14 protein-coding genes are annotated in these 20,403 nt (G+C 67.1%); 5 read left to right on the top strand and 9 right to left on the bottom strand.

Annotated elements, in window-relative coordinates; all coding sequences use genetic code 11:
* Positions 1–25: 25 nt before the first annotated feature.
* Positions 26–1,180 (top strand): GGDEF domain-containing protein, encoded by a 1,155-nt coding sequence (locus KSS95_RS16845; protein WP_217848202.1) that lies wholly within the window; start codon positions 26–28, stop codon positions 1,178–1,180.
* A 15-nt stretch (positions 1,181–1,195) separates the two neighbouring features.
* On the opposite strand, the gene KSS95_RS16850 is transcribed toward KSS95_RS16845, so the two are convergent.
* Complete coding sequence (locus tag KSS95_RS16850; RefSeq protein ID WP_437179620.1) at positions 1,196–2,041, bottom strand: site-specific integrase; 846 nt, start codon at positions 2,039–2,041, stop codon at positions 1,196–1,198.
* A gap of 282 nt (positions 2,042–2,323) precedes the next feature.
* Between KSS95_RS16850 and KSS95_RS16855 the strand changes: the two genes are divergently transcribed.
* Both KSS95_RS16855 and KSS95_RS16860 read left to right on the top strand, forming a co-directional pair.
* Positions 2,324–3,505, top strand: a complete 1,182-nt coding sequence (locus tag KSS95_RS16855; protein ID WP_217848204.1) for an NnrS family protein — start codon at positions 2,324–2,326, stop codon at positions 3,503–3,505.
* A 113-nt stretch (positions 3,506–3,618) separates the two neighbouring features.
* Complete coding sequence (locus KSS95_RS16860; RefSeq protein WP_217848205.1) at positions 3,619–4,266, top strand: DUF1345 domain-containing protein; 648 nt, start codon at positions 3,619–3,621, stop codon at positions 4,264–4,266.
* Here the strand turns inward: KSS95_RS16860 and KSS95_RS16865 are convergent.
* Positions 4,192–5,421: a pyridoxal phosphate-dependent aminotransferase gene (locus tag KSS95_RS16865; protein ID WP_217848206.1), complete on the bottom strand. Its 1,230-nt coding sequence runs from the start codon at positions 5,419–5,421 to the stop codon at positions 4,192–4,194. The genes KSS95_RS16860 and KSS95_RS16865 overlap by 75 nt on opposite strands.
* 297 nt (positions 5,422–5,718) lie before the next feature.
* Here KSS95_RS16865 and KSS95_RS16870 point away from each other — a divergent pair, with 297 nt between their 5' ends.
* Positions 5,719–5,982 carry a DUF1652 domain-containing protein gene (locus KSS95_RS16870; protein WP_217848207.1) on the top strand — a complete coding sequence of 88 codons (264 nt, stop codon included), beginning with the start codon at positions 5,719–5,721 and terminating at the stop codon, positions 5,980–5,982.
* Here the strand turns inward: KSS95_RS16870 and KSS95_RS16875 are convergent.
* Positions 5,979–8,066, bottom strand: a complete 2,088-nt coding sequence (locus KSS95_RS16875) for a putative bifunctional diguanylate cyclase/phosphodiesterase (protein WP_217848208.1) — start codon at positions 8,064–8,066, stop codon at positions 5,979–5,981. The two genes, KSS95_RS16870 and KSS95_RS16875, sit on opposite strands and share 4 nt — an antisense overlap.
* 284 nt (positions 8,067–8,350) lie before the next feature.
* Between KSS95_RS16875 and KSS95_RS16880 the strand changes: the two genes are divergently transcribed.
* A complete protein-coding gene (locus KSS95_RS16880; RefSeq protein ID WP_217848209.1) occupies positions 8,351–8,632 on the top strand; it encodes a hypothetical protein in 282 nt (93 codons plus the stop codon).
* 1 nt (position 8,633) lies between these two features.
* Here the strand turns inward: KSS95_RS16880 and KSS95_RS16885 are convergent, their stop codons facing one another.
* From KSS95_RS16885 to KSS95_RS16910, 6 genes are all read right to left on the bottom strand, one after another.
* The gene (locus tag KSS95_RS16885; RefSeq protein WP_217848210.1) at positions 8,634–9,317 is read right to left on the bottom strand and encodes an alpha/beta hydrolase; all 684 of its coding nucleotides are present in this window, start codon (positions 9,315–9,317) and stop codon (positions 8,634–8,636) included.
* Positions 9,318–9,414: 97 nt separating this feature from the next.
* Positions 9,415–10,230: a substrate-binding periplasmic protein gene (locus tag KSS95_RS16890; protein WP_217848211.1), complete on the bottom strand. Its 816-nt coding sequence runs from the start codon at positions 10,228–10,230 to the stop codon at positions 9,415–9,417.
* 1,098 nt (positions 10,231–11,328) lie between these two features.
* Positions 11,329–12,813, bottom strand: coding sequence for an efflux transporter outer membrane subunit (locus KSS95_RS16895; protein ID WP_217848212.1), 1,485 nt, complete (start codon positions 12,811–12,813; stop codon positions 11,329–11,331).
* The gene (locus KSS95_RS16900; protein ID WP_217848213.1) at positions 12,810–15,920 is read right to left on the bottom strand and encodes a multidrug efflux RND transporter permease subunit; all 3,111 of its coding nucleotides are present in this window, start codon (positions 15,918–15,920) and stop codon (positions 12,810–12,812) included. Before KSS95_RS16900 ends, KSS95_RS16895 begins: the two co-directional genes overlap by 4 nt.
* Positions 15,917–19,012, bottom strand: coding sequence for an MdtB/MuxB family multidrug efflux RND transporter permease subunit (locus tag KSS95_RS16905; protein WP_217848214.1), 3,096 nt, complete (start codon positions 19,010–19,012; stop codon positions 15,917–15,919). The genes KSS95_RS16900 and KSS95_RS16905 overlap by 4 nt, the downstream gene beginning before the upstream one ends.
* Positions 19,009–20,280 (bottom strand): MdtA/MuxA family multidrug efflux RND transporter periplasmic adaptor subunit, encoded by a 1,272-nt coding sequence (locus KSS95_RS16910; protein ID WP_217848215.1) that lies wholly within the window; start codon positions 20,278–20,280, stop codon positions 19,009–19,011. The genes KSS95_RS16905 and KSS95_RS16910 overlap by 4 nt, the downstream gene beginning before the upstream one ends.
* Positions 20,281–20,403 lie beyond the last annotated feature (123 nt).

The following is a 20,403-nucleotide window of genomic DNA, read 5'->3' on the forward strand; positions in this document are numbered from 1 at the left end:
GTTTTGCCGCCGAGAGCGCCTGCCCGTGTCGCTGAGCTTGCCGACCCTGATCCTGGTCGCTGTATTCATCTTCGCCCTGATGGGCATCCTCACCCTGCACGCCTGGCGGCGCTGCGCCAGCGACCCGAGCCTGGGCTACCTAGGGGCGATGCTGCTGACCTCGGGGCTGGGGGTGGGCCTGATCGCCCTGCGTGGCCTGGGTATCGACTACCTGGCCCTGGTGCTGGGCAATATCGTCCTGCTGACCGGCGCCGGCCTGGGCTGGACCGCCATGCGCGTGTTCGGCGGGCGCCGTCCGCACTGGCCGCTGCTGCTGGCCGGTGCGCTGTTCTGGTGGTTGTTCAGCCTGTGGCCAGGTTTTACCGCCGACCTCGGCCTGCGGGTGAGGCTGTATTCGCTGCTGACCCTGGGCTATACCCTGCTCTGCCTGCGCGAGTTGTGGCGACCGCGGGTGCGCCTGCAGGTGTCGTACACCCCGGCGCTGATCCTGACTGCCCTGCATGCCTCGATCTACCTGCTGCGCGCGCTGATCGACGATGGCCTGGCCCTGGACCAGGCGATCAACAACGGCGGCCCACGCCCGGCGTTCTTTGCCTTGATCCTGTTCGAGTCGATGCTGTTCGCCATCGGCATTTCCTACATCACCCTGGCGATGGTCCGCGAACGCGCCGAAATCCAGCTGCGCGCCGCGGCCTACAGCGACCCGCTGACCGGCATCGACAACCGCCGGGCGTTCATGGAACGCGGCGGCCAACTGCTGCGCGACTGCACCGCGCGGCGCGAGCCGGTGGCCTTGCTCCTGTGCGACCTGGACCACTTCAAGCGGATCAACGACCAGTTCGGCCACCCGATGGGCGACCAGGTGCTGCTGGCGTTCGCCAGCGAGACCGGCCGGCACTTGCGCCGTGGCGACCTGTTCGCGCGCATTGGCGGCGAAGAGTTCGCCTGCCTGCTGCGCAGCAGCGACGCAGCCGCCGCCGAGGCGGTGGCGCAACGCATCTGTGCCGGGTTCGCCAGCCTGCCACTGCTGGAGCCGGGCATGCTCGGGGTCAGCATCGGCATCGTCAGTCGCCCGGCGGGGGAATGCGAGCTGTCGCGCTTGCTGTCGATGGGCGACCACGCCTTGTATGCGGCCAAGCAGCAAGGGCGTGGCCGGGTGTTGCAGTACGGCGTCGCCTGATAGCGTCCCACCGGCTCAGTAGTCGAACCGCTCCAGCGCCCGGCGCCGCTCGTTGTCGTCGCGCCGGTCATACCCGGCGGTGGTCTGGATATTGGCGTGGTGCGCCAGTTTCTGCGCGATCGACAGGTCGTGCTCCTCGATCACCCGGGTGATGAACGCCCGGCGAAAGTCATGGGGCATGATCTTCGCCCCTACCTGCGCCCCGCGCTGGCGGGCAATGTAGTAGATGGCGTGCTTGGTGATGCGCGCCCGGGTGATATGGCTGCCGCGGCGGATACGGTTGAACAGGAAGCTGTCGTCGCGCTCGCCCGCCGGCAGCTGCTGGCGCCGCAGGTCGAGCCAGGCCTGGAGCTTTTCGAAGGCCCAGGCCGGGGCATACTTGAGCAACTGCCGATTGCCCTTGGCCAGCACCTGGATACTGCGTTCCTGGAAATCCACCTGGGCCAGGTCCACGTCCACCGACTCCGACTTGCGCATGCCGGTGCCATACAACAGCGCCAGGATCGCCGCATCGCGCACACCCTGCGGCCGCGGATCGGCGGCGCAGACGTCCATCAGCTCGCGGATCAGGCTGCGCCGCAGATTGCGGCCCGCGGGCAGGCGGCTGCCACTGGCCGGCTTGATCTCGCGGATCTTCAGCAGCTGCTCATGCTCGATCAGGCCTTGGCGCCAGGCCTCGTTCATCACCCCGCGCACGGCATTGACGTACAGCGACGAGGTGTTGGGGGCATAGCCATCGGCGCGCAAGGCCGCCACCAGGGCAACCACATGGCCTGGCTCGAGGTGATGCCAGGGCACCTCGGCGATGTCGCAGTCGACGAACCCCAGGCGATCGGCGGCATCCTGGAGGATATAGCGCATGGTCAACTGGCTGGATGGCGCCAGGCGGGCAAGGTATTGCAACAACGGGTTGCGCAGAAGCTCGGTCACAACGGGATCCTGTAGCGAAGCAACCTGGCCAGGTTGAGCCAAGGTCGCGCAAAGCGAGTCTAAATGACACCAATCAAAGTCCAAAAGACTACATAAAACTAGAGTCATAATGACTCATGACAGTGCCATCACCCTGATATACAAGGGCTTTGCCGGTGGCACGGTTCGTGATGGTACCCCATTCAACCTTTCTGATCGAACCAAGGTCCCGCCATGCTCGTCCAGCCCGTTACCGCTCGTCCGCGCCAGGCACTCTGGGCGCTGGGTTTTCGCCCATTCTTCCTCGGCGGCAGTCTGTTCGCCGTGCTCGCCCTGCTGCTGTGGGGCGGAGTACTGGCCGGCGCGCTGCAACCCGAGCCGCCCGGCGGCATGCTGGCCTGGCACCGCCACGAGATGCTGTTCGGCTTCGCCGCCGCGATCATCGCCGGCTTCCTGCTGACCGCGGTGCAGAACTGGAGCGGCATCCCCGGCCTTAGCGGCCGGCCGTTGCAGGGGTTGTTCCTGCTCTGGCTGCTGGGCCGGGCCAGCTGGTTCCTGCCCTTGCCGGCCTGGCTGGTGCTGCTGCTCCAGGGTGCCTTCCTGCCCCTGGTGGCCGTGGCCCTGGCCCGCCCGATCATCCAGCGGCGCCTGCGCAACAATTACCCCATCGTCGTCCTGGTGCTGCTGATCGCCACCTGCCAGTGGCTGACCCTGGCCGGTTGGCTGAACCACAACGAGCAGTGGCAACGCCGCGGCGTGCTCGCCGGGCTGTGGTTGGTGGCGGCGATGATGAGCATGCTGGGCGGCCGGGTGATCCCGTTCTTCACCCGGCGCGGCCTGGGCAACATGAGCCCGACGCCGGCCCGGCCCTGGCTGGACCGCGCCTGCCTGGCCGCCAGCGTGGCGTTGCCGCTCAGCTATGTACTCGGCCTTGGCGACCAGCCACACCCGGCGCTGGCCCCGCTGTTCGCTGGCCTGGCGCTGCTGCATGGCACGCGCCTGGTGCTGTGGCATGACCGCGGCCTGTGGCGGGTACCGCTGCTGTGGTCGCTGCACCTGGCCTACGCCTGGCTGATCCCGGCCTGCCTGGGCCTGGCCTTGTGGCATGCCGGGGTGGCGATCAACCCGAGCCTGGCGGCCCATGCCCTGAGCGTGGGCGCCATGAGCGGATTGATCGTGGCAATGATGGCGCGGGTCAGCCTGGGCCACACCGGGCGCCCCCTGCAAGTGCCGCGCAGCATGGCCTGGGCGTTTGCGCTGATCCAGCTGGCGGCGCTGGCCCGGGTGCTGGTGGCGCCGTTCACGCCGCTGGGACTGGGGTTGTCGGTGTTGTTCGGCAGTGGCGCGCTGCTGCTGTTCCTGTGGCATTACCTGCCGATCCTGGCCCGGCCACGGGTGGATGGCATGCCGGGTTGAACCCGAGTAGCGCAATCTGCCGGAGTCATTGTAGGAGCCAGCCTTGCTGGCGAAGCAGGCAGCGCCAAGGCCATGGTCTACAGTTGCACAGACGCCCCCGGCAACGAGGCAGCATGGCTTTCCTTCGACTCACCCGTACCCATCCGCGCCTGAGCTTCGCCACCCTGGCCGGCTTGCTCGGCGGCTGGCTGATCCCTGCCGACGACACCGTGCAGCGCATCCTCGCCGGCTGGAACCTCGGCGTCTGGCTGTACTTGCTGATGGTGCTGTGGCTGAGCCTGCGGGCCAGCGCCGGGCAAGTGCGCAAGGTCGCCCGCCTGGAGGACGAGAATGCCGGCCTGGTGTTGATCACCGTGTGCGTCTCGGCCATCGCCAGCCTCGCCGCGGTCACCCTGCAACTGGTCTCCAGCCGTGGCCTCGAAGGCAGCGCGCTGGCCCTGCACTACCTGTATACCGGGCTGACGGTGGCAGGCTCGTGGCTGCTGATCGGCTGCATCTTCAGCCTGCACTACGCCCGGCTGTTCTACACCGGCGACCGCCACGAACCGCCGCTGCGCTTCGCCGACGGCGAACGCAACCCCGACTACTGGGACTTCCACTACTTCGCGTTCACCATCAGCGTCGCGGTGCAAACCTCCGATATCGGCGTCGCCGGCCGGGCCATGCGCCGGGTGGTGCTGGCGCATTCACTGGTAGGTTTCGTGTTCAACACGGCGATTCTCGGCTTCACCATCAATATCGCCGCCGGCCTGCTCAATTAACGCGCGTTGCGCACACGCCGCAATGCGCCGGCAGACCACCTCCAACGCCTCGACCGCCAGTACCAGCCCCAGCCTTACATGCCCCGCCGCGCTTGGGCCAAAGGCGTCGCCGGGCAGCAGCGCCACGCCCTCCTCGTCCAGCAGGCGCTGGGCGAAGGCCTGGGCGCCGAGCCCGGTGCCACGGATATCGAGCATCACGAACATGCCGCCCGCCGGTCGATGGGCGCGCACCCCTGGGCACGCTTCGAGCAAGGCGCACACGCGGTCGCGTCGCTGCCGATACGCCGTGCGCATCTGCCGCACCTGCGGCCCTGCCTGCGCCAAAGCTACGCAGGCCGCCTGCATGACGAACTCCGGCAGGCCGAACAACATGGCCATGACCAGGTTGCCCAGGTGCTCAGCCAGCGCGGGCGGGCCAATCACCCAGCCGACCCGCCAACCGCTCATGGCGTGGGACTTGGACAGGCTGTCGATGACCACGCAGCGCTCGGCCATGCCGGGCAGGTTCAGCGGGTCAGGCGCCTCGCCATCGTGCAGCAAGCCCCGATAGACCTCGTCGCATACCAACCACAGGTCATGGGCCTGGCACAGCTCGGCCAATTGCCCGAGCGCCACGGCATCGATGGCCGAGCCGGTGGGATTGTGCGGGCTGTTGAGCAGCAACCCGCGGGTACGCGGCGTGATGGCCCGCGCCACGGCCTGCGGATCCAGGCGAAAGCCGGTTTGCGCCGGCATCGGCACCTGCACCGGCCGAGCGCCACAGGCGCCAAGCACGGCGTGGTAGGTCACGTACATGGGCTCGACGACGATCACCTCGTCACCGGGCTCGAACAGGCACTGGCAGGTGGCATACAGGGCGCATTGGGCCCCGGCGGTCACCACCACCTGCCGCGGGTCCAGCGCCAGGCCTCTGTGACGCACGATGGCCTGGCGCAAGGCCAGGCTGCCGCGCACATCGCTGTAGTGGGTCTCCCCTCGGCGCAGGCTGGCCACGGCAGCCTCGACCACCGGGACCGGGGTGTCGAAATCCGGGTCGCCCACCGACAGCAGGAATACCTCGCGTCCCTGCTCACGCAGGGCCAGGGCCTGGTAGTGGATATCCCAGGCCGCGGTGGCATCGTCCGCAATCCGTTGGGTGAGCGTGGAAAATCGCATGGCTGCCTCCCTGTCTGCCCGCTCGGCACCGCTGGTCCGAAAAGCGCTGCCGGTAACCATAGCAGAGCAACATCCCTTGCCCGCCTTCGGCCCTAGGGGAAAACGTTTGCCCTGGCCAATGGCCGCCAGCCGGTCGGCATGACAAGACTGTGACAACCGTCATGCATTAGTACATTTGCCATATTTTCCAGGGAACACTGCCATGGCAGGTGCTATGTTTAGGTTCCCATGGCCAGGATGGCCACACTGGCATCACTGCGCACTCACCGCGTTCAGGACACGAACAAGGAGGCTGGCATGAACAAGATGACGTTCCCCAACGCCTGCCAGGTGATGCGTTGGCATTTCCATCCGCTGGGCTTCGAAGCCAGCATGGATGCGCCACGCAGCATGGTCGCCCGGCTGTTCGACCGGGCCACTGGCGAAACCCTGCTGGCAGTGGCCGGCATTCCCTGCGCCACGGTCATGCCCGCGGCCGATGTCGAGCGGATCATCGAGGCGCTCGAAGCCGAGATGGACACCTTCGACCTGCTCGCCAGCCCGCTGCGCAGCGCGATTTAACCCGCCTGCTGCTGACGCGCGCGCAGCGCCTGCAACCCCGTCATGAACTGCTCGGCCGGCACTGGCTGACCGAGCAGGTAGCCCTGTAGCGAATCGCAGCCCAGGCGGGTCAGGAAGTCCTGCTGGCGGTCGGTTTCCACCCCTTCGGCGACGATCCGCAGGCCCAACGCCTGGCCCAGCGCGACGATGGCCGAGACGATCGCGGCGTCATCGCTGTCCTGCTCCAGGTCGCGGACGAAGCCGCGGTCGATCTTCAGCTCGTTGGCCGGCAGGCGCTTGAGGTACATCAGGCTCGAATAACCGGTGCCGAAGTCGTCGATGGACAGGTCCACGCCCATATCCGACAAGCGCTGCAGCACATGCAGGCTGGCATCGGCATCGCGCATGGCGGTGGTCTCGGTGATTTCCAGGGTCAGGTGGTTGGCCGGCAGGCCGTTGTCGGCCAACGCGGCGGCGACGCTGTCGACCAGCCCGACATGACAGAACTGGATAGCCGACAGGTTGACCGCGATGCGCCAGTCCTCGTGCCCCTGGTCCATCCACTGGCGCATCTGCCGGCACGCCTCGCCCAGCACCCATTCGCCGATAGGGATGATCAGGCCGGTTTTCTCGGCCAGGCCGATGAAACGGTCCGGCAGCATCAGGCCATGTTGCGGGTGCTCCCAGCGCAGCAACGCCTCGGCACCGATGGGCTGGCGCTGCACGGCGTCGAACTTGGGCTGGTAGTGCAGGCGGAACTGGTTTTGCTCCAGCGCCGTGCGCAGGTCCTGCAGCAATTGCAACTGCTGGCGCGCGTTGCTGTTCATCGAGGCGTCGAAGAAGCTGTAGCCGTTCTTGCCGGCGCTCTTGGCGTGGTACATCGCCGCATCAGCGTTGCGCAGCAGTTCATGCTGGTCCAGGCCGTTGCCCGGATACAGCACGATGCCGAGGCTGGCCGACAGTTGCAGGTCGTGTTCGGCGACGCGGAACGGCCTGGCCATCAGGTTGACCTGCTTGACCGCGACGTTCATGGCGTCGTCCGGCTCGTCCAGCTCCACCAGCAGCACGAACTCGTCGCCGCCGATCCGCGCCAGGGTGTCCTGGCTGTGCAGGTGGCCGCGCAGGCGCGCCGCCACGGCCTTGAGCAACTGGTCGCCGACATGGTGGCCGAAGGCATCGTTGACCGGCTTGAAGCCGTCCAGGTCGATGAACATCAAGGCAAAGCAGCCCCCCTGCTCCGCCACCCGGCCAATGGCCTGCTCGATACGGTCGGCCAGCAGCGTGCGGTTGGGCAGCCCGGTCAAGGTGTCGTGCAGGGCCAGCTGGGTCAGTTCCTGGTTGGCCAGGGTCAGCGAGCGGGCCAGCTCGGCAGTGCGCGCCTCCAGGCGCGCGTCGAGCACCGAGGTCAGCAAGGCCACTGCCAGCACTGCCAGGGTGGTGATCAGCACCAGGTAGTCCAGGCCATCGCCGGCCAGGCCGGTGGCCAGCGCGCCACAGAAACTGCCCGCGGGAAAATTGGCCGCCGCCATGCCGGTGTAGTGCATGCCGACGATGGCGATGCCCATCACCACCGCCGCCACCCCACGGATCTGCCGCACATACGGGGTGTGCTGGCGCAGGCGGAAGGCGATCCACAGCGCGGCGGCCGAGGCCCCTACCGCGATGGCCAACGAGGCGCCGAACAGGGTCGGGTCATAGTCGATGCCCGGCTGCATGCGCAGCGCCGCCATGCCCATGTAGTGCATGCAGGCGATGCCGGTGCCCATGATCAACGCGCCGAACGCCAGTTGCAGCCACGGCAGTTTCGGCTGGCTCACCAGCCACAGGGCAAAGCCCGACGAGGCCACCGCGATCAGTAGCGACAACGCGGTGAGCGCCGCGTCGTAGCCCAGCTCGATAGGCAGGCTAAAGGCGAGCATGCCGATGAAGTGCATCGACCAGATGCCGATCCCCATGGCGAAAGCCCCTCCGCCCATCCACAGGTACACCGCCCGGCCCTTGGCCGTGGCGATGCGCCCGGTGAGGTCCAGGGCGGTGTAAGAGGCAAGAATGGCCACGCACAGCGAGATCAGCACCAGCGAGGAGGAATAACTACCAATCAGCATGCGTACTTCCAGGAGCAGGCCAAGGGAGGGCCCGGAAAAGCCGATAATTGTACTCAAGCTTTAGCGAAACGCACGGGGTTTTCACCACGCAGGATGGATCCAATGGGCGACCACAGGCGCTTTCGAGCCTGGTTTAGAGGGCTTTCCCAGGCAATAAAGGCATATTGCCACTTATCGATTGTTTCCTTGCCGCCGGGTCCGCGAGGCAACCACTGCCCCAAGCGAAGCGGCTCGCGCTAAACTAAGCGGGCCCACACTCCAATACCCACCTTCAGGAGCTCGCGATGACCACCCTGCCCGGGCGCATCCCCTTGCTCGTCCTCACGCTGCTTGCCATGGCCGTGGTCGCGGGCTGTTCCAGCAAGCACGGCAACAGCCGTTACGCCGCCCAAGGCTCCAAATGCTACGCCAAGGCCCTGCCCAGCAGTGGCGAAGGTGGCCTGGCGTTCGGCCCGACCCTGGCCATGGCCAGCAAGAAGTCGCTGGACAGCTGCGTGCGCTACGCCAGCCGCTCGGGCGGCACGCCACGCACCTGCCAGGTGGTGCTGGCCAAGTGCAAGGGCTGAGCTAGCCGAGCGCTTCCTCGATCAGCCCAGCGATCTCTTTGGCCCTGGACGCCAACGAGGCATGACTGGCGTCCAGGGTGATCACCTTGCGCGCCTTCAGCCGCGCCGACATCATCCGCTGGTTGTCGGGGGCGATCATGTGGTCCTGGCTGGAAATCTGGTACCAGGACGGTTTGTCGCGCCACGCAGGATGGCCGATGGCGTCGGCGAAGGTGCTCGCCAGTGGCGCCTTCTGGGTCACCGCCATCACCAGCCCCTCGTCCTGAGACAGGTCCTGGCAGAAGCTCTGGTGGAACTTGTCGGCCTTGAGCCACAAGTAACCGTCGCTGTCCGCCTCCAGGTTCGGCGCTGCCGCCGGCACATGCTGCTGGGTCAGGCCACCCGGACTTTCGCCGGCATCCGGGGCGAACGCCGCGACATACACCAGCCCCGTCACATTGGGCGCGTTGCCGGCCTCGGTGATCACTGCCCCGCCATAGGAGTGCCCGACCAGCAGCACCGGCCCCTGGACCTGCGCGATCATCTTGCGCGTGCGCTCGACATCGTCGGCCAGCGCGGTCAAGGGCAGTTCCACCGCGCGAACATCGTGGATGCCCCGGCGCGCCAACTCGACGATGACCTTGCCCCAATGGGCGGCGCCGCCCCAGAAACCATGTACCAGTACCACGGTTGTCTTGCTGTTCATCAAGGAATGCCTCTGCGAGTGAGGGTGAGCGAGGCAAGAGCATAGGCCACCCATCCAAGGGCATTAGATCAAAGGCATTGGCGTGGCCCTTGGCTAATTACCGGGCCGACTCGGCTTGCTGGCGTTGCCAGCGGCGCAGGTTCTGCTCCACCAGTTGCGCCGGCAGTGGCCCGGCTGCCAGCTCGGCCACCTTGCGGGCCAGCTGTTCGCGCAGCGCCGGGACATTACAGGCAGACTTGCGCGACAGCGCCAGGTACAGGCCCTCGCTGGAAATCGGCGGGTCGAGGATGTCCAGCGCCTGGTCCTTGTCCAAGGTGCGGGCCAGCGCCAGCCCGGGGTAGCGCTCGAACAGCACGTAGTCGCTGCGCCCCAGCAGCAGTTTCTGGAACGCCTGGGAAGCGCTGGGTACGGCTTCCAGGTTCAACTGCGCCCGCGCATAGTCGTCGAAGGCCTGGCCATGGCTGTTGTTGACCAAGGTTCCGCCACGCCGGCCCTTGAGGTCGGACCAGTCGTGGTAGGTGAAGCCTTCGCCCTTGCGCACCCACGCCACGCTGGAGGTGTACAGGAACGGCGGGCTGATGAAATCGGTGGCCAGGGCCCGGGCATTGGTGCGGAAATACCCGGCCAGCAGGTCGATGCGGCCCGTGTTGACCTCTTCCTGGGCCCGCGACCAGGGCCCCACGTACAGCACATTCACCGCCAGCCCGAGGGCCTTGGCCACATGCTGGAGCAGGTCGGCGTTGGCGCCGATCAGTTGCTGGGGGTTTTGCGGGTCGCGCCAGAGGTACGGGGGGTACTCGGGGTTGCCGGTGGCGCTGAGCTGCCGGCAGTCGTCTGCGGCCAGCGCGGCCTTGGGCAGCCAGGCCAGGGCGAGCGTCAGCAGCGCAGGCAGGGCCAGACGGCGTTCGCTCATGGTGGTCCTCGCACGGTGAAATCACGCCACTGATAACGGGGCTTTACACAGTGTGCACGAGAAATGGCCGATCGCCACGTTTTGTCTGCGCGCGATGGTGCGGTACAGCGTCACGTGCCTGGCGCCCACGGGTTTAAGGCAGATCGCAGACGGCGTAGGGGCTGGCTTGCCGGCGAACACCGGCGCAGCCGGTGCCATCATCGCGTCGCCTGGTTCGCCAGCAAGGCTGGCTACGGGTGTTGCAGGCCGTAATCGGCGTAGGAGCCGGCCTTGCCGGCGAACACCGGCGCAGCCGGTGCCATCCACCGCGGCGCCTGGTTCGCCAGCAACGCTGGCGCCTACGGGTGATGCAGGCCGTAATCGGCGTAGGAGCCGGCCTTGCCGGCGAACACCGGCGCAGCCGGTGCCATCCACCGCGGCGCCTGGTTCGCCAGCAAGGCTGGCGCCTACGGGTGTTGCAGGCCGTAATCGGCGTAGGAGCCGGCCTTGCCGGCGAACACCGGCGCAGCCGGTGCCATCCACCGCGGCGCCTGGTTCGCCAGCAAGGCTGGCGCCTACGGGTGTTGCAGGCCGTAATCGGCGTAGGAGCCGGCCTTGCCGGCGAACACCGGCGCAGCCGGTGCCATCCACCGCGGCGCCTGGTTCGCCAGCAACGCTGGCGCCTACGGGTGATGCAGGCCGTAATCGGCGTAGGAGCCGGCCTTGCCGGCGAACACCGGCGCAGCCGGTGCCAGCCATCGCGGCGCCTGGTTCGCCAGCAAGCTGGCGCCTACGGGTGTTGCAGGCCGTAATCGGCGTAGGAGCCGGCTTGCCGGCGAACACCGGCATAGCCGGTGCCATCCACCGCGGCGCCTGGTTCGCCAGCAACGCTGGCGCCTACGGGTGTTGCAGGCCGTGATCGGCGTAGGAGCCGGCCTTGCCGGCGAACACCGGCGCAGCCGGTGCCATCCACCGCGGCGCCTGGTTCGCCAGCAAGGCTGGCGCCTACGGGTGTTGCAGGCCGTAATCGGCGTAGGAGCCGGCCTTGCCGGCGAACACCGGCGCAGCCGGTGCCATCCACCGCGGCGCCTGGTTCGCCAGCACGCTGGCGCCCACGGGTCACTGCTCGGCCAGCGCTGCCTGGTTGTCCCAGCCGCCGCCCAACGCGGCAATCAACTGTACGCTCGCCACCAGCCGCCCCTGCAGCAAGGTCAGCACGCTGCGCTCGTTGCTCAAGGCCGTGGTCTGCACATTCACTACATCCAGGTAGCCGATCAACCCGGCCTTGTACTGGTTCTCGGTCAGGCGCAACGACTCGCGCGCCGCCTCCAGCGCTTCCTGGCGCACTACCGCCTCATCGCCATACACCTTCAACTGCACCAGGTAGTTCTCAACCTCCTTGAACCCATCCAGCACGGTCTGGCGGTACTGCGCCACGGTCTGGTCATACACTGCCTCGGTGCGGTCCACCTCGGCGCTGCGCTTGCCAGCGTCGAACAGGTTCAGCGCCAGTTGCGGGCCCACCGACCAGTAGCGGTTGGGCAGCTCGATCCAGTTCTTGAAGCTGCTGCTGGAATAGCCACCACTCATGCTCAACGACAGGTCAGGGAAATACGCGGCGCGGGAGACCCCGATATTCGAGTTGGCCGCCATCACCTTACGCTCGGCGGAGGCGATATCCGGGCGCCGCTCCAGCAGCTGCGACGGCAGCGTCACGGGAATCTGCGGCAACGCCGGGATGTCGTTGCTCGCAGCCAGGGCGAAATCGGCCGGCGCCTTGCCCATCAGCACGGCAATGGCGTTTTCGTACTGGGCGCGCTGCCAGGCCAGGTCGATCAGGTCGGCCTGGGTAGTCTTGAGCTGGGTGCGCGCCTGGGCCACGGCGTCCGGTCCGGCCACGCCGGCGCGGTACTGGTTTTCGTTCATTTTCAGCGAACGTTCGTAGGCTGCCACCGTGGCTTCGAGCAGGCGCTTCTGCTCGTCGATCACCCGCAACTGCAGGTAGTTCTGCACCAGCTCCGACTGCTGGCTCAGGCGGATCGCCGCCATGTCGGCCAGGCTGGCTTGGGCGCTGGCCTCGTTGGCATCGAGGGTGTCGCGCAGCTTGCCCCACAGGTCGATCTCCCAGCTGACGCCGAGCTGCGCGTTGTAGGTGTTGCGGATACCGCTGCTGTTGTTGGACAGGCTGGAACTGGAACTGCCGGTGCCCTGCGCCGAGCGGTTCTTGCTGGTGGTCAGGTCCAGCGAGGGGAACAGCGCCGAACGGCTGCTGCGCACCAGGGCCTGGGCCTGGCGGTATTGCGCCTCGTACTGGGCCACGGTCTGGTTACTGCGGTTCAGTTCCTCGATCAGGCCGTTGAGCTGCGCGTCGCCATAGATTTCCCACCAGGCGCCGCGGGCGATGGCGTCCGACGGGTTGGCCTGGGTCCAGCCTTCGGCCTGCTTGAACTGCGCCGGGGTGCTGAGTTCCGGCCGCTGGTAGTCCGGGCTCAGGGTACAGGCACTGAGCATCGCCACGCACAGGCCGGCGCCGAGCAGGCGCGACCCGCGCCCCTGGGTCAGCAGCTTGAGGGCGCGGTGGATGCGGGTATGGGCAAAGTTCATAGCGGGGTATCCAGGGCAGCGTCGGTGCGCACGCCGCGCCAACGGTTGAAACGGTGGCGCAGACGGTCGAGGTACAGGTAGACCACCGGCGTTGTGTAGAGGGTCAGGAGCTGGCTGAACACCAGGCCGCCGATGATGGTCAGGCCCAGCGGCTGGCGCATTTCGGCGCCTTCGGCGCGGCTGAGCAGCAGCGGCAGCGCGCCGAGGATGGCCGCCAGGGTAGTCATCAGGATCGGTCGCAGGCGCAGCAGGCAGGCACGCCGGATCGACTCTTCCGGCGACAGGCCTTCGTGGCGCTCCAGTTGCAGGGCCAGGTCGATCATCAGGATGGCGTTCTTCTTCACCACGCCGATCAGCAGGAACAGCCCCAGCAGCGAGATCAGGCTGAACTCGCCGCCGGTCAGGTACAACGCCAGCAAGGCGCCGACCCCGGCCGACGGCAGTGTCGAGAGGATGGTCAGCGGGTGGATGTAGCTTTCGTAGAGGATGCCCAGCACCAGGTACACCAGCAACAGCGCGCCAAGGATCATCAGCGGCTGCCCTTCGGCGGTCTTGCTGAAGGCATCGGCGGTGCCGCCGAGCTTGGCGATCACCGACTCGGGCAGGCCCAGCTTGGCCACCGCGCGCTCCAGCGCAGCCATGGCCTGGTCGGGGCTGTAGCCTTCGGCGACGTCGAAGGCGATGTCCTCGGAGGCGAACTGGTCTTCATGGCTGACCCGGTCGTTGGCCAGCGAGTTCTCGTAGCGGGCAAAGCTCGACAGCGGCACGCGGGCGCCATCGGCGGTGATCACCTGCACCTGCTCCAGGGTGCTGGGGTCCCAGGCGTACTTGGGGTTGATCTCCAGCACCACCTGGTACTGGTTGAGGCTGTCGTAGATGGTCGAGATCTGCCGCTGGCTGTAGGCGTTGTTGAGCACCGCGGTGACCATGGCCATGTCGATCCCCAGGCGCTTGGCCTGGTCGCGGTCGACCACCAGGGTCACCTGCTGGGTGCCGGCGCCGTCATGGGCGTCGATGGCGGTCAGCTCGGGCAGCTTGCGCAGTTCGGCGGCGACTTTCGGGAACCACTCGCGCAGTGCCGCCAGGTCGCCACTCTGCAGGGTGTAGAAGTACTGCGAGGTGCTCTGGTCGCGGCCGCCGCCGCCCAGTTGCAGGTCCTGGTCGGCCATCAGGTACAGGCGCCCGCCCGGCACCTTGGGCATCTCCTTGCGCAGGCGCTCGATGACTTTCTGCGCGCTCTCCTTGCGCTCGGCGATGGGCGTCAGGCGCACCAGCATGAAGGCATTGTTGGTGCCGCTGTTGCCGCCGATGAAGCCGGCCACGCTCTGCACCGCCGGGTCCTTGAGCAGCGCCCGGCGGTAGATCTCCATCTTCGGCTGCATCACGCTGAACGACAGGCCGTCGTCGCCACGGATGAAACCTTGCAACTGGCCGGTGTCCTGCTGCGGCATCAGGGTCTTGGGCACCACCACGTACAGGGCGATGTTCAGGCCGATGGTCGCCAGCAGGCTGAACAGGGTCAGGCGCTTGTGCCGCAGGGCCCAGCCCAGGCTGCGGTCATAGCCGGCGACCATGCGCCGGTGAATGCCGTCGCTCCAGCGCTGCAGGCGCGTCTGCTGTTGCGGGCCGTGGACCTTCAACCAGCGCGAGCAGAGCATCGGCGTCAGGGTCAGCGACACCACCAGCGAGACGATGATCGCCGCCGCCAGGGTGATCGAGAACTCCTTGAACAGGCCACGGACGATACCACCCATGAACAGGATCGAGACGAACACCGCCACCAGCGAGACGTTCATCGACAACAGGGTGAAACCTACCTCCCTGGCGCCCTTGTAGGCCGCCTGCAGCGGGCCCTCGCCGTTCTCGATATGCCGGGAGATGTTCTCCAGCACGACGATGGCATCGTCCACCACCAGCCCGGTGGCGAGGATCAGCGCCATCAGCGACAGGTTGTTCAACGAGAACCCGCACAGGTACATGACCGCGAAGGTCCCCACCAGCGACACCGGCACCGCCAGGCTGGGGATCAGCGAGGCGCGGAAGTTGCCGAGGAACAGGTACACCACCAGGATCACCAGCACCACGGCGATCAGCAGTGTGTGCTCGGCTTCCTTGAGGGTGGCCTTGATCACCGGCGAACGGTCCATGGCCACGTTGAGCTTGACGCTGGCCGGCAGCAGCGATTGCAGGGCCGGCAGCTCGGCCTTGATCTGCTCGACGGTCTGGATGATGTTGGCCCCGGACTGGCGGTTGACCACCAGCAGCACCGCGCTTTCATCGTTGAAGAAGCCACTGTTGTAGCGGTTTTCCACGCCGTCGCTGACCCGGGCCACGTCGGATAGGCGCAGGATCGCGCCGTTCTGCTGGCGGATCACCACCGGCTTGTAGTCCTCGGCCTTCTCCAACTGGTCGTTGGCGCGCACCTGCCAATTGCGCTCGGCATCCTCGACGAAGCCCATTGGCCGGCGCTGGTTGGCGTTGGCCACCGCGCTGCGCACATCGTCCAGGGCCAGGCCGTACTGGTTGAGCAACTGCGGCTCCAGCTCGATGCGCACGGCGGGCAGCGAGCTGCCGCCGATCTGCACCTCCCCTACCCCGGTGACCTGGGACAGGCTCTGCGACAGGATGGTGTCGGCCAGGTCGTACAACTGGCCCTTGGACAGCACCTCGGAGGTCAGCGACAGCACCATGATCGGTGCCTGGGACGGGTTGATCTTCTTGTAGGTGGGCATGCTGCGCATGCCGCTGGGCAACAGGTTGCGGGTGGCGTTGATCGCCGCCTGCACCTCGCGAGCGGCGCCGTCGATGTCGCGGCCCAGGTCGAAGCCGATGATCACCCGGGTGGAGCCCTGGCTGGAGCTGCTGGTCAGGGTGCTGACCCCGGCGATGCTGCCGAGCTTGCGCTCCAGCGGCGTGGCCACGGTGGAGGCCATGACCTCGGGGCTGGCACCGGGCAGGCTGGCCTGCACCACGATCACCGGAAAATCCATCTGCGGCAGGGGCGACACCGGCAACAGGCCGAAGCTCACCCCGCCCAGCAACATGATCGCCAGGCTCAGCAGCATGGTCGCTACCGGCCGGCGGATGAAAGGCCCGGACAAATTCATGCTTCGGCCTGCTGCTCGGTCACCGGGCGCCAGCGCCGCGCCAGACGATCGAAGTACAGGTAGATCACCGGTGTGGTGAACAGCGTCAGCACCTGGCTCACCAGCAGGCCGCCGACCATCACCAGGCCCAGCGGCTGACGCAGCTCGGCCCCCGAGCCGCTGGCGAGCATCAGCGGCACCGCGCCGAACAGCGCGGCCAGGGTGGTCATCAGGATCGGCCGGAAGCGCAGCAGCGCCGCCTGGTAGATCGCCTCACGCGGGCTCATGCCCTGGTGACGCTCGGCTTCCAGGGCGAAGTCGATCATCATGATGGCGTTCTTCTTGACGATACCGATCAGCAGGATGATGCCGATGATGGCGATCATGCCCAGGTCGTTGCCGCTGAGCAGCAGCGCCAGCAAGGCACCCACCGCCGCCGAAGGCAGCGTCGAGAGGATGGTCACCGGGTGGATGTAGCTCTCGTAGAGCACCCCCAGGACGATGTACATGGTCACCACGGCGGCGAGGATCAGCAGCAAGGTGCTCGACAGCGAGGCCTGGAACGCCTCGGCGGCGCCCTGGAAGCGGGTCTGCACGCCCAGCGGCATGCCGATGTCCTGTTGCACCTGCTCGATCACCTGCACCGCCTCGCCCAGGGAGGCGCCGGGTGCCAGGTTGAACGACATCATCACCGAGGGGAACTGGCCGATGTGGGAAATGGCCAGCTGCGCCTGGCGCTGCTCGATGCGCGCCAGCGCCGACAGGCGCACCTGGCCGCCGTCGGCGGCCTTGACGTGGATCGACTCCAGCGCCTGCGGGCCAAGGCTGGCGGCGGTCTGCGACTGCAGCACCACGCGGTACTGGCTGGCCTGGGTATAGATGGTCGAGATCTGCCGCTGGCCAAAGGCGTCGTACAGGGCGTTGGTGATCTGCGCCACGTTGATTCCCAGGCGGCTGGCCATGTCGCGGTCGATCACCAGGTACACCTGCAGGCCTTTGTCCTGCAGGTCGCTGGCCACATCCTGCAACTCGGCGCGGTCCTTCAGCGCGCGCACCAGCTTGCCGCTCCACTCGGCCAGCAGGTCGGCGTCGGGGGACGACAGGCTGAACTGGTACTGGGTGCGGCTGACCCGGTCCTCGATGCTCAGGTCCTGCACCGGCTGCATGAACAGGCGGATGCCCACCAGCCGGTCGAGTTGCGGCTGCAGGCGGGCGATCACCTCGGCGGCGCTGACGGCGCGCTCGCCGTGGGGCTTGAGGTTGATCAGCAGACGGCCGCTGTTGAGGGTGGCGTTGTCGCCGTCCACGCCAATGTAGGACGACAGGCTCTGCACCGCCGGGTCATCGAGAATGACCTTGGCCAGTGCCTGCTGGCGCTCGCTCATGGCGCTGAACGAGGTGGCCTGGGGCGCCTCGGAAATGCCCTGGATCACCCCGGTGTCCTGCACAGGGAAGAAGCCCTTGGGCACCATCAAGTACAGCACCACGGTCAGCGCCAGGGTGGCCACGGCCACCAGCAGGGTCAGCGGCTGGCGCTTGAGCACCCAGGTCAGGGCCGTGCCGTAATGCTGGATCAGCCAGTCGATCCAGGCCCCGCTGGCACGGTAGAAGCGGCCTTGCTCATGGGCCTGGGGTTCGCGCTTGAGCAGGCGCGCGCACATCATCGGCGTCAGGGTCAGCGACACCACCAGCGAAATCAGGATGGCCACCGCCAGGGTGATGGCGAACTCGCGGAACAAGCGGCCGACCACATCGGCCATGAACAGCAGCGGGATCAACACCGCGATCAGCGAGAAGGTCAGCGAGATCAGGGTGAAGCCGATCTGCCTGGCGCCCTTGAGCGCGGCCTGCAACGGCGTCTCGCCCTCTTCGATGTGGCGGGAGATGTTCTCCAGCATGACGATGGCATCGTCCACCACGAAACCGGTGGCGATGGTCAGCGCCATCAGCGTCAGGTTGTTGACCGAGAAACCGGCCAGGTACATCACGCCGAAGGTGCCGATCAGCGACAACGGCACGGCGATCGACGGAATGATCGTCGCCGAGACCCGGCGCAGGAACAGGAAGGTCACCATTACCACCAGGGCGATGGCGAACAGCAGCTCGTGCTGCACGTCGCGCACCGCGGCGCGGATGGTCTGGGTGCGGTCGGTGAGCACGCTGACATCCAGGCCGGCCGGCAGGTTGTCGGTGATCGACGGCAACAGGTCCTTGATCCGGTCGACCACCTCGATGACGTTGGCCCCCGGCTGGCGCTGGATATTCAGCAGCACCGCCTCGTTCTGGTTGGCCCAGGCGGCCAGGCGCTCGTTCTCGGCGCCGTCGACGATCTCGGCGACGTCCTTCAGGCGCAACGGCGCACCGTTGTTGTACTTGAGGATGAGCTCGGCGTACTCGGCCGGCGAGCGCAACTGGTCGTTGGCGTCGAGCATCGACACCCGGGTCGGGCCGTCGAAGTTGCCCTTGGGCTGGTTGACGTTGGAGGCGCCAATCAGCGTGCGCACGTCGTCCAGGTTCAGGCCGTTGGCGGCCAGGGCGTCGACATTGACCTTGATTCGCACCGCCTGGCGCTGGCCGCCAGCGATGCTGACCATGCCCACGCCGCTGATCTGGGCGATCTTCTGCGCCACGCGGGTATCGACCAGGTCGTTGAGCTTGGGCAGCGGCATGGTTTTCGACGAAATCGCCAGGGTCAGCACCGGGGTGTCGGCCGGGTTGACCTTGTTGTACACCGGCGGCGCCGGCAGGTCGCTGGGCAACAGGTTGCTGGCGGCGTTGATCGCCGCCTGCACCTGTTGCTCGGCGACATCCATGTTCATGTCGAGGTTGAAGCGCAGGGTCAGCACCGAGGCGCCGCCCGAGCTGGTCGAGGCCATCTGCTCCAGCCCCGGCATCTGGCCGAACTGGCGCTCCAGCGGCGCGGTCACCGCGCTGGTCATCACCTGCGGGCTGGCGCCGGGGTACAGGGTCATGACCCGGATGGTCGGGTAGTCGACCTGGGGCAAGGCCGCCACCGGCAGCATCTTGTAGGCGATCAGGCCGGCCAGGACGATGGCCAGCATGCTCAGGGTGGTGGCGACCGGCCGCAGGATGAACAGGCGCGAGAGGTTCATGCGCCCGCCTTGGAGCTCGACTCACCAACCTGGGCCGAGCCCTTGGCATCCTGGCCCTGCAGGTGCTGGCCAGGGGTGGTGGGCACTTGCGAGCTGTCGTCGACCACCTCGACCTGGGTGCCTTCGCGCAGGCGGTCGGTGCCTTCGAGCACCAGGCGCTCGCCGGCGCCCAGGCCCTCGACGATCACGCTGCGCTGACCGTCGCTGGCGCCGACCTTGAGCTTGCGGATAGTGACCTTGCTGTCCTTGTCGACCACATAGGCAAAGGTGCCGTCGGTGCCGAACTGGATCGCCGCGGTCGGTGCCAGCACCACCTGCTTGAGGGTGTCGGCCAGCAGGCGCACGTTGACGAACTGGTTGGGGAACAGCGCGTGGTCGCGGTTCTGGAAGGTGCCCTTGAACTTCAGGGTGCCGGTGGTGATGTCGATCTGGTTGTCGAGGCTGCCCAGCACGCCGCTGGCCTGCAGCTTCTGGTCGCCACGGTCCCAGGCCTCCACCGCCAGGCTGGCGCCGCTGCGGTAGCGGGCCAGTACGGTGTCGAGCTGGGTTTCCGGAAGGGTGAAGGCGACGCTGATCGGCTCGGTCTGGGTGATCACCACCAGCGCGGTGGTGTCGTTGGCCGCCACCAGGTTGCCCAGGTCGAGCTGGCGCAGGCCGACCCGGCCGCCGATGGGCGCGCGGATCTGGGTGAAATCGAGGTTCAGGCGGGCATCGTTGACCTGCGCCTGGTTGGTCTTGACCAGCCCGAGGAACTGCCCCACCTGCGCCTCGGCGGTGTCGAGGGTCTGCTTGGCGATGCTGTCCTCGGCGTACAGGCCTTTATAGCGGGCCAGGTCGACCTGGGCGTTTTTCAGCTGCGCCTGGTTCTGCGCCAGGGTACCCTCGGCCTGCTGCAGGGCGATGCGGTACGGGCGCGGGTCGATTTCGGCGAGCAGGTCGCCGGCCTTGACCTGCTGGCCTTCCTTGAAGTGGATCTTGACCAGCTCGCCCGCCACTCGGCTGCGTACATTGACCGTGTTGGTCGCGGTGACGGTGCCCAGGGCCTTGTAGTACAGCGGGAAGTCGCCCACCCGCACCGGTTCGACGCGCACCGGCACCGGGTCGGCGGAAGCGCCGAAGCCCGGCCGCCCACCCTTGCCCGGCCGCCCGCCCGCCTCCTTGTGGGCCGGCGTTGCAGGCCACAGCCACCAGGCCAGCAAGGCCACCAGCAGCAGGATCAGCAGGCCGAACAGCCAGCGACGGGGGGAACGGGAGTTGGAGGCGTGCATGGGTCGAACGAACCTTGTTCAGAGAAAGACGGCGTGAAGAGCGTGAACGATAAGCACTGGCATCGTTTTAGCAAAGGGGCTTTACCAGTGCTTTACCTTCGGCTGACGTTGGCAAAAGCGGCA

The organism is Pseudomonas muyukensis, assembly GCF_019139535.1.
Lineage (GTDB): Bacteria > Pseudomonadota > Gammaproteobacteria > Pseudomonadales > Pseudomonadaceae > Aquipseudomonas > Aquipseudomonas muyukensis.

Bases quoted from the DNA above. Each gene is read 5' to 3' on its own strand.
- KSS95_RS16885 (WP_217848210.1), bottom strand. From the start codon at position 9,317: ATGAACAGCAAGACAACCGTGGTACTGGTACATGGTTTCTGGGGCGGC.
- KSS95_RS16890 (WP_217848211.1), bottom strand. From the start codon at position 10,230: ATGAGCGAACGCCGTCTGGCCCTGCCTGCGCTGCTGACGCTCGCCCTG.
- KSS95_RS16905 (WP_217848214.1), bottom strand. From the start codon at position 19,012: ATGAACCTCTCGCGCCTGTTCATCCTGCGGCCGGTCGCCACCACCCTG.
- KSS95_RS16880 (WP_217848209.1), top strand. From the start codon at position 8,351: ATGACCACCCTGCCCGGGCGCATCCCCTTGCTCGTCCTCACGCTGCTT.
- KSS95_RS16910 (WP_217848215.1), bottom strand. From the start codon at position 20,280: ATGCACGCCTCCAACTCCCGTTCCCCCCGTCGCTGGCTGTTCGGCCTG.
- KSS95_RS16900 (WP_217848213.1), bottom strand. From the start codon at position 15,920: ATGAATTTGTCCGGGCCTTTCATCCGCCGGCCGGTAGCGACCATGCTG.
- KSS95_RS16865 (WP_217848206.1), bottom strand. From the start codon at position 5,421: ATGCGATTTTCCACGCTCACCCAACGGATTGCGGACGATGCCACCGCG.
- KSS95_RS16850 (WP_437179620.1), bottom strand. From the start codon at position 2,041: ATGCGCTATATCCTCCAGGATGCCGCCGATCGCCTGGGGTTCGTCGAC.
- KSS95_RS16895 (WP_217848212.1), bottom strand. From the start codon at position 12,813: ATGAACTTTGCCCATACCCGCATCCACCGCGCCCTCAAGCTGCTGACC.
- KSS95_RS16855 (WP_217848204.1), top strand. From the start codon at position 2,324: ATGCTCGTCCAGCCCGTTACCGCTCGTCCGCGCCAGGCACTCTGGGCG.
- KSS95_RS16860 (WP_217848205.1), top strand. From the start codon at position 3,619: ATGGCTTTCCTTCGACTCACCCGTACCCATCCGCGCCTGAGCTTCGCC.
- KSS95_RS16875 (WP_217848208.1), bottom strand. From the start codon at position 8,066: ATGCTGATTGGTAGTTATTCCTCCTCGCTGGTGCTGATCTCGCTGTGC.
- KSS95_RS16870 (WP_217848207.1), top strand. From the start codon at position 5,719: ATGAACAAGATGACGTTCCCCAACGCCTGCCAGGTGATGCGTTGGCAT.